Below are 14,804 nucleotides of genomic sequence, written 5' to 3' on the forward strand. Positions count from 1 at the left end.
ATGACGTGGACTCCGGTGGGCCTGGTGCGGGACAGCTCCGTACCGGGCCTGCTGCTGCGTGCGGTACCGGGCGTGATCACGATCATCTCGCTGGCCGTCGCCGCTCAGGACCGCGCCGACCGGCGGCTGCCGTACCCGCTGATCGTCGCGATCGGCGTGATCGTTGTCCTCAGCAACATCACGCTGTTCTTCCTGCGGTACGGCGATCCGCCCGGCCCGGCCGGCTACGGGCTGCTCGTGTTCGCGGTCGCCGGGTCGGTGCTCTGGTACGCGTTACCGGGCAGCGCGATGATCATCGTCCCGTTCTGGGTCAGCCGCGCGGCGGTCCGCTACTACCGGGCGCAGCCGCTCGAATGGATCATCGTTGCCATCAGCATCCTTGGTGCGAGCGTTCCGCTGTACCTCACCACGCGTTCGCTGCCCGGGGCGTTCGGGGCCGCGTTCGGGGTGATCGCGCTGACGCTGGCGGCGGTGAACCGGCGTACTCGCGAGCAGCAGTTGGAGGATCTCGAGGTGTCGCTGGCCCGGAAACAGGCCGCGATCGAGGAGCACGAGCGGGCGGCGGCGCTGGCCGAGCGGGCGCGGATCGCGCGCGACGTGCACGATGTACTCGCGCACTCCTTGGCCGGGTTGTCGTTGAGCCTGCAGGGGGCGCGGCTGATGCTCGTGCGGGACGGGGCGTCGCCGGAAGCGATCGAGCAGGTCACGCGGGCGCAGGGGCTGGCCGCGGACGGGCTGGCCGAGGCGCGGCGGGCGGTGGCGGCGCTGCGGGAGGACGCGGTTCCCGACGTACGGGCGCTCGGCGATCTCGTCACGGCGTACCGGCTGGAGAGTGGGGCGACGGCGGAGTTCGAGGTCGACGGCGAGGAGCGGGAGTTGCCGGGTGAGGCTCTCGGGACGCTGTACCGGACGTTGCAGGAGGCTCTGGCGAACACCCGGAAGCATGCGCCGGGCGCGCCGGTACGGGTGCGGCTGACGTACGGCGACTTGGTCCGGCTGACTGTCGAGGACCAGCCGGGGCACCGTCCGGAGCGAGCGGCTGCGGGCGGTTATGGTCTGCTCGGGATGCGTGAACGTGCCGACCTGGTCGGCGGATCATTGGAGGCCGGCCCGACGTCGACGGGCTGGCGGGTCGAACTGAAGGTGCCTGCGTGAGCTTGCGAGTGGTGGTGGCGGACGACCAGACCGTGGTGCGCGACGGGCTGGTGACGTTGCTCAAGCTGCTGCCTGGGATCGACGTGATCGCGGCCGCGGCCGACGGACTGGAAGCGGTCCGGTTGGTGGGCGAACACGACCCGGACGTTCTGCTCGTCGACCTGCGGATGCCGACGATGGACGGTGTCGAGGCGACCCGGCGGGTGCGGGCCGATTATCCACGGACCGAGGTCGTCGTGCTCACGACGTACAGCGACGACGACTCGGTGCTGTCGGCGCTACGGGCCGGCGCCCGCGGGTTCCTCACCAAGGACGCGGACGCGGAGTCCATCGGCCGGGCGCTGCAGGCGGCCGCCGCCGGTCAGTCGATCGTCGACGCCGACGTCCAGCGCCTCCTGATCGAAGGCACCCCCAAACCGGTGGTGGACACAGGCCTCACCCCCCGCGAGACCGAGGTACTGCGGCTGATCGCCGAAGGCCTGTCCAACACCGAAATCGCCCGCCACCTGGTAGTCAGCGAGGCCACGGTCAAAACCCACATCAACCACCTCTTCGCCAAGGCCCACCTCCGAGACCGAGCCCAAGCCGTCGCCTACGCTTACCGCCTCGGCTTGGCTTGAGCGGCTGCTCGGTGTTCAGGTATGCGAACCTGATCTGATATACCGAACTTAGGTGTTTCGGGAGGAGGTGGGGGAGATGGGCGAGGTGGCGGGTGGGGTTAAGTCGGCGGCTCGGACGGTGGAGTTGTTGGAGGCGTTGGCGCAGGCTCCTCGGCGGCTGACGTTGACTGAGTTGGCGGGGCAGTTGGGGTATCCGAAGTCCAGTATTCATATGTTGCTGCGGACGCTGGTCGGTGCCGGGTGGGTCGAGGTCGACGATCGCGGTACGGCGTACGGGATCGGGGTCCGCGCTCTGCTCGTGGGGACGGCGTTCCTGGATCGGGACGTGGTGAATCAGGTTGCGACTCCGCACCTTGCCGCCTTGCGGGCGCACCTGAATGAGACCGTTCATCTGGCTCGGCTAGACGGTGCTGATGTGGTCTATCTGGCCAGTCGTGAGTCGATGCATATCTTGCGTAGTGGGTCTCGGGTCGGGCGCCGGATGCCTGCGCATTCGACAGCTCTCGGGCAGGTGCTGCTTGCGCAGTTGTCGCCTGAGGAGGTTGCGGAGCGGGTCCCGGCCGAGCTTGTGACGGAGACTCAGCACACGATCTCCGATCACAATTCGCTGGCGCTCGAGCTTCAGGACGTTCGGGTTCGTGGATGGGCTGCGGAGCGCGAGCAGGATTCGCTGGGGCTCGGCAGCATCGCGGTGGCGATCCCGTACGGGCGGCCGGCGACGTACGGGCTCAGTTGCTCGATTCCGCTGACCCGCTTCACCGACGCGCATCAGCGCGACGTGGTCCAGGCGCTGCATGAGCACGCCAACGAGATCGGCGGCACCCTCCGCCGCCTCCCCGGCGCCTGACCCAGCCGGTTGAACCGTTGACACCTTCCGGTGCCTCGTCCTACCTTTTCGTCGTTCAACATCACAGACAAGATTCATGTATGTGAACTCGACGAGAGGAACCGCCCATGCTCGGTCCGGTTCGTAAGGTGCTCGCGGTGCTGGCCGGCGGGGCTCTGGCCGCCGCGGCGCTGGTCGCTGTGCAGTCGGGAGGGCCCGCGGAGGCGGCGACCAACCCCGGCATCGTCTTCACCAACCCGGTCGCCGCGGACGGGATCGCCGCCTGGCCGGGCGACCCGGACAAGACCCCGGAGCACGCGGCGTCGAGCCGCCTCGGCGTCCCCTGCTGGCAGACCAGCCAGGAACTGAAGAACCAGTACATCTACCTGAACATCGACGCGACCCGGATCCCGGCCGGCGCCACCGACGCGGTGCTCACGGTCAACTACTTCGACACCCCGGGCCAGCAACTCACCGCGCAGTACGACAGCGTCAGCGCGGCCTTCACCCCGCTGCCGTGGTTCGTGTTCCCCGGCACCGGCACCTGGGCCTCCACCCAGTTCCGGATGTCCGACATCAACTTCCAGAACCGCGCGAACGGCGCCGACATCCGGCTGCTGGCCAACGCTCCTGGTGGAGTCATCAGCTCGGTCTGCATCTCGTCGGTCAGCATCTCGTTCGCGGACACGACCGGCATCACGGTCACGAACCAGAGCCTCGTCTTCACGCAGGGCGCGGGCAGCGTCACCCTCACGTCGACGGTGCCCTCGGTTGCCTGGAGCGTCACCGACGACCAGTACCTGCCCGTTGCCTCAGGCAACACCACGAACGGTGCGATCAGCACGGCAGCCCTCGGCCCCGGCTTCTACAACCTCCGCCTCACCGCCGGCGCCACGGTCGTCGGTACGACGCTCGCCGTCATACCGCCACTCCCCGCGGGCATCCAGTCCCCGACGGGCAAGTGGGGCGTGAACACCCACATGAACCACTACTACAACCTCAGCGGCGCACTGATCCGGACGCTCGCGCTGGCCGGCTTCTCGCACATCCGCGACAGCCTCGAGTGGGGACACATCGAATCCGGCACGCCGGGCAACTACTCGGTCGAGCCGCAGTACGACGCGATGATCGCGGACGCGAAGGCGAACGGTATCCGCCCGCTGCTCGTCACCGGGTACCGCAACGCGCTGTACGACGGAGGCAAGACCCCGAGCACGCCCACGGGACTCGCCGCGTACGGCCGGTACCAGAGCTGGTGGCTCAAGCATTTCGCCGGCACCACCAACGACATCGAGACCTACAACGAGTACTACATGCCCGGCTTCAACGACAGTGCCTGCGGCGTGACCGGCGCGTGTTTCGTGCAGTTGATGAAGGCGGCGTACGAGCAGACTCACGCGGACAACCCGAGCGCGAACGTCATCGCCGACATCGGGCCGAACAAGGGCGACACCTCGTTCCGCGACCAGGTGCTGTCCAACGGCGGTCTGGCGTACCTGGACTCGATCAACGCGCACATCTACACGTTCGCCGGCCCCGAGGGTGATCTGGACACGCAGATCCAGAGCCTGCGCACCGCGGCGAACGCGAACGGCGGCTCCGGCAAGCCGATCTGGATCAGCGAGGAGGGCTACCCGACCGCGCCGAGTTTCGGCGGGTCGATGATCGACCAGGCCCGCAAGTCGATCCGCAACGACACGATCATGATCGCCAACAACGTCAGCCAGTTCTACTGGTACGACGCGCTCAACGACGGCACGAACCTGGACGACAAGGAGAGCACCTTCGGGCTCCTGCAGGCGCCGGCCGGACCGATCGCCGGGATGGCGCCGAAGCCGGGCCTGGTCGCGAAGGCCACCACGATCCGGGCCCTGACCGGACTCGCCTACAGCGGCCGCGACACCCTGCCGTCGCCCTTGTACTCGTACCGCTTCGGCTCCGGTACGTCGACCACCCGCGTGCTGTGGTCGACCGGCACCGGCACGTCCTCGGTGAAACTCGCCACGACCAGCCCGCTCGAAGTGACCGACATGTACGGCCACAAGACCACCCTGACCCCGACGGCCGGCGCCGTGAACCTGACCGTCGACCAGGACCCGGTCTTCGTCAAGGGACCGGCCACGTCGGTCACCCAGCAGACCGTGCCGCAGCAGACGATCGCGGCCGCGGACCCGTCCAACTCGCAGGAGCCGACGGCGGTCACAGTCACCCTGAAAGGGACCGTAGGCAACCTCGGCCTGCGCGAGGTGACAGGGGCGGGCCAGACCAAGCGGGTCCTGGTGACCCCGGGTAAGACCTCTACGGTCACGATCCCGGTGCCACCGAGCGACACCCTCGGCCTGCGGCACGTGGTCGCGACGATCGCCCGCGACGGCAAGCCGACCGCTCGCCTCGTGGCCTGGACCAGTGTCGAGCCCGCGACCAAGATCCGCGTCCTTCCACAGCTCACCTCTGACCTGCAAACATCTCTCGGCGTCGAGCTCACCAACACGAGAGCGACGACGGCCGCGACGATCCAGGACCTGACCTGGACCATCGCCGGCCAGCACGGCACGGCAGGGACAGGCCAGTCGATCGAACCGGGGCAGAAGGCAACGATCAGCGTCCCGGTCACGGGCCTCGCGCCGTGGAAGGCCTACGCGTACACCATCGACCTGACCACGTCCGACGGCAACAAGATCTCGGCCAAGGGCACGACCGCCTTCGACCCGATCGTTCCCGCGGCCACGACGCCGACGAGCTCGATCAACCTGGCCACCGACGCCAGCTGGCTGACCTTCACCCGTCCCTGGGGTGGTGCCGCCGACCTGTCCGGCACCGCCAACTTCCAGTATGACGGGACCGGGCTGATCGTCAACGCGGCGGTCACCGACGACGTGTTCGCGCAGACCGAGATCGCACCGAACCTGTGGCGGGGCGACAGCCTGCAGTTCGCGGTCAGCAACGGCCTGCCCGGCGAGAACGCGACCGCGACCGAGATCGGCGCGGCGCTGCTGCCGACCGGTCCCGCCGTGTACACGTTCGGCACCTCGGACGGCAGCCCGACTGGTACGACGCCGGGCGCGACGGCCGCCATCACGCGCGCCGACGGCGTCACGTCGTACCAGGTGAAGATCCCGTGGGCGGCGCTCGGGTTCCAGAGTCAACCGACCGGACCGGTCGCGATCTCCCTTGCCCTGAACGAGAACGACGGCGCCGGGCGTGCGGGTGCGCTGCAGTGGGCGAGCGGCATCGTCACCGGAAAGACCACGACCTTGTTCCTGCCCGGAACGTTCCTCAGTTAGGAGATACACGTGCTGACCACACGACGAATGACAGGGGCAGTCGCCGCCCTGGTGATCCTCGGCACCGCCGCCTGCTCGTCAGAATCCGGTGCCGAGGGCACGAAGGCCGACGGCACCGTGACGATCAAGGTCGGGCAGAAGCCGACGCCCGACCAGGCGGCCGCGCTGAAGACCTGGACCGACCGGGTCGCCGAGTTCGAGAAGGCGAACCCGAAGATCAAGATCGAGGGCTCGGAGTACGGGTACGACGTACAGACGTTCCAGGCCGATCTGGCCGCCGGGACGCTGCCGACCGTGGTCGCGATCCCGTACACCGACGTACAGGGCCTGATCGAGCGCAAGCAACTGGCCGACATCACCGACGTGGTGAAGGCGTCGCCAGTCGGCAGCAAGATCAACCCCGAGGTGCTGAAGACCGTCCAGGACTCCAGCGGGAAGATCTTCGGCCTGCCGGTGCAGGCGTACACGATGAGCCTCAACTACAACCGCGCGCTGTTCAAGCAGGCCGGGCTCGACCCGAACAAGCCGCCGACGACGTGGGAAGAAGTGCGGACGGACGCGAAGGCGATCGCGGACAAGACCGGTAAGGCCGGCTACGCGATGATGACCACCAACAACACCGGTGGCTGGATCCTGACCGCGATGACCTACACGTACGGCGGGAAGATCGAGAACGTCGACGGCGGCAAGGCCTCGGCCGCGTTCAACGACGCGCCGATGAAGAACGCGCTGACCGCGTTGCACGAGATGCGCTGGACCGACAACGCGATGGGCAGCAACTTCCTGTTCAACCAGAAGCAGCTGCAGCAGGAGTTCGCCGGCGGCAAGATCGGGATGTACATCGGGACGCCGGGGGACTACCGCGACGAGGTCACCACGATGGGCGGCAAGGGCGAGGACATCGGGGTCGCGCCGCTGCCGCTGAACTCTCCGGACGGCGGGACGCTGACCGGTGGCGCCGTGCAGATGTTCAACCCGAAGGCCTCGAAGGAACAGGTCGAGGCGGCGGTGAAGTGGGCGGAGTTCTTCTGGCTGGAGAAGTTCACCGACCAGGACCACGCCGTCACCGATGCCAAGGCCGCGAACGCGGACAAAGTGCATTCGGTCGGTCTGCCGATGCTGTGGTTGTTCGACGAGGCGTCGCAGCAGCAGTACAACACCTGGATCAAGCCGTACGTGAACACGGTGCAGGCGAACTTCACGCCGTACACGAGCAAGGCGGCGTCGCTGAAGCTGATGATCGAGCCGCCGGTCGCGGGGCAGAAGGTGTACGCGAACCTCGACACCGTCGTACAGACCGTACTGACCAAGAAGGACACCGATATCGGCAAGCTGCTCGGTGACTCGTCGAAGGCCGTCGACGGCCTGCTGGCGAACCCGTGACCCGTACCGCCCGGTGGATCCGCAACGGCGGGATCAGCACCCTGGTGTTCCTGATCCCGACGTTGCTGGTGTTCGGGTTGTTCTCGTGGTGGCCGATCGCGCGCGGTCTGGTCCTCGCCTTCCAGCAGACGAACCTGGTCGAGCCGGCGCAGTGGGTCGGATTCGGCAACTTCCAGAAGGTGCTCGCCGATCCGCTGTTGCTGACGGCGGTCCGCAACACTGCCTGGTTCGCCCTGCTGGCGTTGGTGTTCGGCTACCCGGCGCCGCTCGCGCTGGCCGTCTTCGTGCGCGAGTTGCGCCGCGGCCGCGCGTTGTTCTCGGTGCTCGCCTATCTGCCGGTGGTGCTGCCGCCGGTGGTGGCGATTCTGCTGTGGCGGGTGTTCTACGACGCGAGTGACGACGGCCTGTTCAACACGCTTGCCCGGGGCATCGGTTTGGGCCCGTTCCAGTGGTTGCAGGACGCGCATTCGGCGATGCCCAGCATCGTTCTGGAGGCGACCTGGGCCAACGCGGGGTCGACGATGATCATCTACCTGGCCGCATTGTCCGGCGTACGTACGGATCTGTACGAGGCGGCCGAGATCGACGGGGCCTCGATCTGGCGGCGGGTGGTGCACGTGACGTTGCCGCAGCTGCGGACGATCCTGCTGATCACGTTGCTGCTGCAGATCATCGGGACGTTCCAGGTGTTCACCGAACCGTTCCTGTTCACCGGCGGCGGTCCGGCGAACGCGACCACGACGATCCTGATGCTGCTCTACAACTACGCGTTCATCAACGGCGACTACGGCGGCGCGACCGCGTTGTCGGTCCTGCTGGCCCTGTTCCTCGGTCTGCTGTCGTTGCTGTACCTCCGGCTGACCCGGCGCTGGAGTACGACGTGAGCGATCGAGGCATCATCTCGCCGGCCGACCGGAGCCGCCCGCTCGTGCGATGGACCCTCGGCAGCGGTCAGGTCCTGATCCTGGTCCTGCTCGCCCTGGCCGGACTGGGCCCGATCCTCTGGCTGGCCAAGGCCGCGATCTCGCAGCCGAACGACATCGCATCGAACCCGCTCGGCCTGTGGTCCGGGCAGCCGCAGTGGCAGAACATCGAGACCGCCTGGACCCGGCTGCGGGTCGGGCCCGCGCTGATCAACACGGTCTGGATCGCGCTCGGCAACTGGGCCGTGTCGGTGCTGGTGGCAACGACCGGTGGGTATGCGCTCGCGATTCTGCGCCCGCGGTACGCAAAGTTCGTCAACGGCGCGTTGCTGGCGACGCTGTTCATTCCGGGCGTGATCTCGCTGGTACCGCTTTACCTGACGGTCATCGACGTACCGATCATCGGCGGCTCGCTGATCAACACGTACTGGGCGATCTGGCTGCCGGCCGGGGCGAGTGCCTTCAACGTGATCATCACCGGACGGTTCTTCGCGCAGCTGCCGGCCGAACTGTTCGAGGCCGCGAAGATCGACGGCGTCGGGAACTTCCGGATGTTCACGTCCTTGGTGCTGCCGTTGTCCGGCCCGATCATCGGCGTCGTCTCGCTGCTGTCGATCATCGCGGCCTGGCGCGAGTTCCTGTGGCCGAAGCTGGTGCTGCCGGACCGGACCAAACAGCCGCTGTCGGTGATGTTGCCGTCGATCCGCGACAACGTGCAGGTCAACCTGTTCATGGCCGGGCTGCTGATCTCGGTGGTGCTGCCGATCGTCATTTTCCTGCTCTTCCAGCGCTACTTCATCCGTGGTGCGGGTCTGGCCGGTGGAATCAAAGGATGAGGAGACAAGTGAATCGGGTTCTCGTCACGGGGGCAGGCGGCATGATCGGACGTGCCGTGGTGGACGACCTGGTTACCCAGGGCATCGCGGTGACCGCGCTGGAGCGGGTCGAGCCGGACGGCGTTCCGGCGGACCGGATGGTGGTCGGGGACGCCGGCGACCCGGACGCGGTCGACAAGGCGCTGGCCGATGTGGATGCCGTGATTCATCTGGCCGCGGTCCCGGCGCCCGTCCTGGGTACGCCGCTCGAGGTCTTCGGCAACAACACCCGCGCGACCTTCGTCGTCCTCGAGGCGGCTGGGAAGCGGAACATTCGTCGAGTCGCGATGAGCAGCAGTTACTCGATCACCGGGTTGCCCTGGGCGGCGCAGCCGCTGCATCCGGCGTACGTGCCCATCGACGAGAGCCTGCCGCCGCAGGTCGAGGACCCGTACGGGTTGTCCAAGCAGGTCGACGAAACGACCGCCCAGATGATGGCGCGGCGCTACGACCTGACAGTGATCGCGCTGCGGCTGCCGTACGTCGCCAACGAGAAGCGCCGGCGTGATCGGCTGGCGGCGACCACGGCCGACCCGGTGGTCGGGTCCACCGAGATGTGGGCGTACCTCGATCTCCGCGACGCGGCTCGGGCCCTGCGGCTGGCGCTAGTCGCACCGGCGTCGGGGTTCCACGCCGTACTGGTCGCGGCCCCGGAGACGCTGGCGCCGTACGCGACCGAGGACCTGCTGGCCCGGTACCACCCGTCGGTTCCGGTACGGCGGGCGTTGCCGGGGCGCGCCGTACCGCTGGATCTGTCGAAGGTCGAGGAGTTGCTCGGGTTCACGGCCGAGCATCAGGTCCCGTTGGACATCCGGCCGCTTCCCGCTGATCTCACCCGCGCTGCCGGGTAACGAGAGGACTCACCATGCCCTTGTTCGACAAGCCGTTGCCCGACCTCCGCGAGTACCGTCCCGAGCGGCACGAGCCGGCCGACTTCGATCGATTCTGGCAGGAGACGCTGGCCAAGGCGTCTACGGATCCACTCGACCCATCCTTCGTCCCGTACGACTCGGGGCTGTCGACGGTCGACGTGTGGGACGTGCGGTTCACCGGATTCGGCGGGCACCGGATCGCGGGCTGGTTCCTGGCGCCGCGAGACCCGTCCGGGCCGCTGCCGACGGTCGTGCACTTCCTGGGGTACCAAGGCGGGCGGAACTGGCCGATCGACTGGCTCGTGTACCCCGCGGCCGGGTACGCCGTACTCGTCATGGACACGCGCGGGCAGGGGACCGAGACGGCCGATCCCGATCCGGGCGCGAACCCGCAGGTACCGGGCTTCCTCACACGGGGACTGGTCGATCGCGACACCTATTACTACCGGCGCGTGTTCACCGACGCGGTCCGGGCGGTCGACGCGGCGCGGAGTCACCCGATCGCCGACCCCGCCCGGATCGTGGTCGCCGGCGGCAGCCAGGGCGGAGGCATCACGCAGGCAGTCGCCGGGCTGCGGACGGACCTCGCCGCCGCGTTGATCGACGTACCGTTCCTGACGCACTTCCGGCGGGCGGTCGAGATGGTGGGGGAGACGGGGTACGGCGAGATCGCCGGCTATCTCGCCCGTCGGCGGGTGCCGCCGGAGGAGGTGTTCGGCGTCCTCGACTACTTCGACGGCGTGAACTTCGCGGCCCGGGCGACGGCTCCGGCCCGGTACTCGGTCGCGTTGATGGACGCGGTCTGCCCGCCGTCGACGGTCTTCGCGGCGTACAACCACTACCTCGGTCCGGCCGAGATCGACGTGTGGCCGTTCAACGGTCACGAGGGCGGCGCGCAGGTGCAGCGCATGCGTCACCTGCGGTGGCTCGCTGACACGCTGTAGCTTGCGGCGTGGCGAGCCGCTGCCCTACTGTGGATATATGAAGAGTTCTGCAGATGTGCAGCTCGACTCCTGCAATGTGCGGCTGGTCGACCCGGAGCGGGTGGCGAGTGTCAATGCCAGGATGCCGGGCGCGGAGGACATCGCCGACACGGCCGACGTTTTCGGTCTGCTCGGCGATCCGCGACGGCTGAAGCTGCTCGTCGCGCTGCTCGACGGGGAGCTGTGCGTCTGCGATCTCGCCGCGATCACCGGACTGAGCGAGTCCGCGACTTCCCATGCGCTCAGGTTGCTGCGCGCACACCGCGTGGTCGCCGTACGGCGGGACGGGCGGAACGCGTTCTACCGGCTCGACGACGCTCACGTGCGGATGCTGCTCGATCTCGCGGTCGCGCACACCGAGCACACCGACGCCATCCACCCGGAAAGGTCGGAGTCGTGAGCGCCGGCCACGGGCACGGGCACGGTGTCTCCGCTGCGGCGGACCGGAAGCTGCTCAGCGGTGCGCTCGCGCTGATCGTCGGCTTCATGATCGCCGAGGTGATCGTCGGGTTCGCGGCCGGTTCGCTGGCCCTGGTCACCGACGCGGCGCACATGCTCACCGACGCGATCGCCATCGCGCTAGCACTGCTAGCGATCCGGCTGGCCGCGAAACCGCCGGCCGGCGGGTTCACGTACGGCTTCAAGCGCGTCGAGATCCTGTCCGCGCAGGCCAACGGCATCACACTGCTCCTGCTCGCGGTGTACTTCGTGTACGAGGCCGTCAGCCGGATGATCGATCCGCCCGAGGTCAAGGGCGCGCTGGTCCTGATCACCGGTGTGGTCGGCATCGTGGTGAACCTCTTCGCGACCTGGCTGATCAGCAAGGCGAACCGCTCCAGTCTCAACGTCGAGGGCGCGTTCCAGCACATCCTGAACGACCTGTTCGCATTCATCGCGACCGCGATCGCCGGTCTCGTCGTCCTGCTGACCGGGTTCGCCCGGGCGGACGCGATCGCGGCGTTCGTGGTCGCCGTACTGATGCTGAAGGCCGGCGTCTCGCTGGTCCGGGACTCCGGGCGGATCTTCCTCGAGGCCGCGCCGATCGCGATCGACCCGCAGGCGCTGGGCGCCGAGCTGTGCGCGGTCGAGGGAGTGGTCGAGGTGCACGACCTGCACGTCTGGGAGATCACGTCGGGCGAGCCGGCCGCGTCCGCGCACATCCTGGTCGCCGAGGGGCTCGACTGCCACCAGATCCGGGTCCGGATCGAGGAAGTGCTTGCCGAGCGCCACCACCTGACGCACTCCACGCTCCAGGTCGATCACGCCACCGAAAGCCAGAGCTCGGAGCACTGCAGCGACTCACACGGCACGGTCCACCGCGCCATCACAGGTGCTGGACCAGCACCTGACCCAGCCAGTCCACATCATTGACCCGCGGTACGGCGAACTCGGCGTCACGCGTGAAGCCCTGCTTCTCGTAGTACCGGACGAGTGCCCCGCCACCACCGGCGAAGCAGTCCACCCGCAGCAGCCGTACGCCGTCCTCGTGGGCCAGCATGCGGGCGTGGTCGAGCAGCACCGCACCGAGGTTCTGCCCGGCGGACAGGCGGTCGGTCACGAGCAGCCGTACGTAGAGCTCCGGTTCGGTTGCCGGCGGCACGTAGTCGAGGGCGTCACCGACAGCGAGGGCCCCGACCACCCGGCCGTCCGCCTCGCCTACCCACAGTCCGCCGTCGTCGGCGAAGCCGGTGATCTGCTCGACCCGCCGCGGGCTCGTCGAGTGGGCCGCCGTACCCCACTGGTCGGTCCGCCCACGCGCGACCAACCATTCGGTCGCCCCGTCGAGGAGCGCCAGCACCGCCGGTACGTCGTCCCGCCCGGCCCGGCGGATCGTCATCTGCACATTTCCCAGAATAGGTTGGCCGAAGATGTCGAAACGCCGATCACAGTCTCTACCTAGGGGTGTAGAGAGGAGCTCACCATGAGCAAGCTGGACAAGACATTCACCGCGCCGCTGCAGAAGAGCGACGCCAAGGGCGGCTGGACCTACGTGCAGATGCCGGATTCGGCGACGTACTTCGGGACGCGTGGACTGGTCAAGGTACGCGGCACGATGGACGGTCATCCGTTCGAGAGCTCGTTCATGGCGCTCGGCGACGGGACCCACAAACTGCCCGTCAAAGGGGCGTTGCGGGACCTGCTCGGCAAGCAGCCGGGCGACGAGATCACCGTGTATCTGGAAGAACGTCTCAGTTGAGAGTGACTTTTGTTTGATCTGAGATCACCGTCACAAGGGGTCATGTTCTGAGTAAGGTCTCTGTGAAGAATCGATCCTGACCGGCTGCTCGGGTGGGGATCATCGCGGGCCGGACCGTACCGTCGATGACTGGGTGGTCCGACGAAGTCAGGAGTGATCGAAGTGCTACGGGGCTCACGGGGCGTGCGATCGGCATGCCCGTATCCAACAGATCTGGCGTGACAGTGATCTCGTTGAACAAGATTCTCGGCGTGGCCGGGCTGGTGCTGCTGATCGGCGGCGGATTGCTCGGGTTCCGGTCGGTCTCGGAGAGCGGGACCGACTGCGGTTCCGCGTTCCAGCCGGCCGGCGGGATCACGCCGATGGCCTGCGACAACGCCCTGAACGGCGCCGGCACGTTGACCACCGTCCTGATGAGCGCGGGCGCGCTCTGCCTGATCGCCGCCGTCGCGATCAAGGTCATCCGCACCCGCACCCAGGAGAAAGTCTCCGCCTGACCGGCACCTCCTGTGTAAGAGTGCCGCCGTGACGATCGAACCATTCCGGCTGGATGTGCCGGAGAGCGAGCTGGACGACCTGCGCCGGCGGCTGGACCTGGTGCGTTGGCCCTCGGAGCTACCAGGTGCCGGCTGGTCCCGCGGCGTACCGCTGGACTACGTGAAGGAACTGGTCGGGTACTGGCGGGACGGGTACGACTGGCGGGCCGCCGAGGCGCGGCTGAACGCGTGGCCGCAGTACACGACCGTCATCGACGGTGCGGTCGTCCACTTCGCCCACGTGCGCTCGTCGTCGCCGGATGCGATCCCGCTCGTTCTCACGCACGGCTGGCCGGGTTCGATCGTCGAGTTCACCTTCGTCGCCCCGTTGCTGAACGACTTCCATCTGATTGTCCCGACCATCCCAGGCTTCACGCTGTCCGGCCCGACCAGCGAACCCGGGTGGGAGTTCAAGCGTGTCGCGCGCGCGTGGACCGAGCTGATCACGCGGCTCGGGTACGAGCGGTACGGCGTACAGGGCGGTGACTGGGGTTCGGCGATCTCTCGCGAGGTCGGGCGGATCGATCCCGAGCGCGTGATCGGCGTACATCTCAACCTGATCCCCGGCGCGGGCGCGACGTCCGAGCCGACCTTCGAGGAACTCGCGCCGCTGGACGCCGGGGAGCGCGAGCGGACCTGGGCGTCGTGGCACCGGCAGCAGCAGTTCGCGACCGAGCAGCAGGGGTACGCCGACCTGCAGTCGACCCGCCCGCAGACGCTGGCCTACGCGCTGACCGACTCGCCGGTCGGGCAGCTGGCGTGGATCGCGGAGAAGTTCGCGACCTGGTCCGATCCGGCGTCACCGATCGATCGGGATCTGCTGCTCACCAACGTCATGCTGTACTGGCTGACGAGGACCGCGGGATCGTCCGGCGCGATCTACTACGAGCGCGCCCACGCGTCGTACTGGGGCCAGCCGGCCGACCCTTCACGGACGCCGACGGCACTCCTCGACCTCGCGCACGAGAACTTCATCCCGCTACGGCACAAGGTCGCGCATACCGACAACATCGTCCGCTGGACCAGCCACCCGCACGGCGGTCACTTCGCCGCACTCGAACAGCCCGAGGTGCTGGCCGCGGACATCCGAGCCTTCTTCGAGTCTTTTACGGCTTGAGGATGAGCTAACCGGGTGACCTGGATCGCGCAG

The 14,804-nt window shown here is 67.8% G+C and carries 15 protein-coding genes; 14 read left to right on the top strand and 1 reads right to left on the bottom strand.

Going from position 1 to position 14,804, the window contains the following annotated elements; genetic code table 11:
- From E0H92_RS25580 to E0H92_RS25630, 11 genes are all read left to right on the top strand, one after another.
- The gene (locus E0H92_RS25580) at nt 1-1,155 is read left to right on the top strand and encodes a sensor histidine kinase (RefSeq protein ID WP_202873803.1); all 1,155 of its coding nucleotides are present in this window, start codon (nt 1-3) and stop codon (nt 1,153-1,155) included.
- On the top strand, nt 1,152-1,775 hold the full coding sequence (locus E0H92_RS25585; protein WP_131497957.1) for a response regulator: 624 nt from the start codon (nt 1,152-1,154) through the stop codon (nt 1,773-1,775). Before E0H92_RS25580 ends, E0H92_RS25585 begins: the two co-directional genes overlap by 4 nt.
- A 76-nt stretch (nt 1,776-1,851) precedes the next feature.
- Nucleotides 1,852-2,622, top strand: coding sequence for an IclR family transcriptional regulator (locus E0H92_RS25590; protein WP_131497958.1), 771 nt, complete (start codon nt 1,852-1,854; stop codon nt 2,620-2,622).
- A 107-nt stretch (nt 2,623-2,729) separates the two neighbouring features.
- Nucleotides 2,730-5,885, top strand: a complete 3,156-nt coding sequence (locus E0H92_RS25595; protein WP_131497959.1) for a sugar-binding protein — start codon at nt 2,730-2,732, stop codon at nt 5,883-5,885.
- Between the two features lie 27 nt (nt 5,886-5,912).
- Nucleotides 5,913-7,268: an ABC transporter substrate-binding protein gene (locus E0H92_RS25600; RefSeq protein WP_131459732.1), complete on the top strand. Its 1,356-nt coding sequence runs from the start codon at nt 5,913-5,915 to the stop codon at nt 7,266-7,268.
- Complete coding sequence (locus tag E0H92_RS25605; RefSeq protein ID WP_131459731.1) at nt 7,265-8,152, top strand: carbohydrate ABC transporter permease; 888 nt, start codon at nt 7,265-7,267, stop codon at nt 8,150-8,152. Before E0H92_RS25600 ends, E0H92_RS25605 begins: the two co-directional genes overlap by 4 nt.
- Nucleotides 8,149-9,027 carry a carbohydrate ABC transporter permease gene (locus tag E0H92_RS25610; RefSeq protein ID WP_202873804.1) on the top strand — a complete coding sequence of 293 codons (879 nt, stop codon included), beginning with the start codon at nt 8,149-8,151 and terminating at the stop codon, nt 9,025-9,027. Before E0H92_RS25605 ends, E0H92_RS25610 begins: the two co-directional genes overlap by 4 nt.
- Nucleotides 9,024-9,917 carry an NAD-dependent epimerase/dehydratase family protein gene (locus E0H92_RS25615; RefSeq protein WP_131459730.1) on the top strand — a complete coding sequence of 298 codons (894 nt, stop codon included), beginning with the start codon at nt 9,024-9,026 and terminating at the stop codon, nt 9,915-9,917. Before E0H92_RS25610 ends, E0H92_RS25615 begins: the two co-directional genes overlap by 4 nt.
- 14 nt (nt 9,918-9,931) lie before the next feature.
- Nucleotides 9,932-10,882, top strand: coding sequence for an acetylxylan esterase (locus E0H92_RS25620; protein ID WP_131497960.1), 951 nt, complete (start codon nt 9,932-9,934; stop codon nt 10,880-10,882).
- Between the two features lie 37 nt (nt 10,883-10,919).
- Nucleotides 10,920-11,321 (top strand): ArsR/SmtB family transcription factor, encoded by a 402-nt coding sequence (locus E0H92_RS25625; protein ID WP_131459728.1) that lies wholly within the window; start codon nt 10,920-10,922, stop codon nt 11,319-11,321.
- Nucleotides 11,318-12,292 (top strand): cation diffusion facilitator family transporter, encoded by a 975-nt coding sequence (locus tag E0H92_RS25630; protein WP_131459727.1) that lies wholly within the window; start codon nt 11,318-11,320, stop codon nt 12,290-12,292. Before E0H92_RS25625 ends, E0H92_RS25630 begins: the two co-directional genes overlap by 4 nt.
- Here E0H92_RS25630 and E0H92_RS25635 read toward each other — a convergent pair.
- Entirely contained in the window at nt 12,246-12,758 is a 513-nt protein-coding gene (locus tag E0H92_RS25635) for a GNAT family N-acetyltransferase (protein ID WP_131498371.1), read from the bottom strand. The two genes, E0H92_RS25630 and E0H92_RS25635, sit on opposite strands and share 47 nt — an antisense overlap.
- A gap of 84 nt (nt 12,759-12,842) precedes the next feature.
- Between E0H92_RS25635 and E0H92_RS25640 the strand changes: the two genes are divergently transcribed.
- The 3 genes from E0H92_RS25640 (at nt 12,843) to E0H92_RS25650 (ending at nt 14,771) form a co-directional block, all read left to right on the top strand.
- Nucleotides 12,843-13,118, top strand: a complete 276-nt coding sequence (locus E0H92_RS25640) for a DUF1905 domain-containing protein (protein ID WP_131497961.1) — start codon at nt 12,843-12,845, stop codon at nt 13,116-13,118.
- 224 nt (nt 13,119-13,342) lie between these two features.
- Entirely contained in the window at nt 13,343-13,615 is a 273-nt protein-coding gene (locus E0H92_RS25645) for a hypothetical protein (RefSeq protein ID WP_238173627.1), read from the top strand.
- 28 nt (nt 13,616-13,643) lie between these two features.
- Nucleotides 13,644-14,771: an epoxide hydrolase family protein gene (locus E0H92_RS25650; RefSeq protein ID WP_131497963.1), complete on the top strand. Its 1,128-nt coding sequence runs from the start codon at nt 13,644-13,646 to the stop codon at nt 14,769-14,771.
- Nucleotides 14,772-14,804 lie beyond the last annotated feature (33 nt).

Origin of the sequence: Kribbella speibonae (assembly GCF_004331375.1) — a bacterium.
Classification (GTDB): Bacteria; Actinomycetota; Actinomycetes; order Propionibacteriales; family Kribbellaceae; genus Kribbella; species Kribbella sindirgiensis.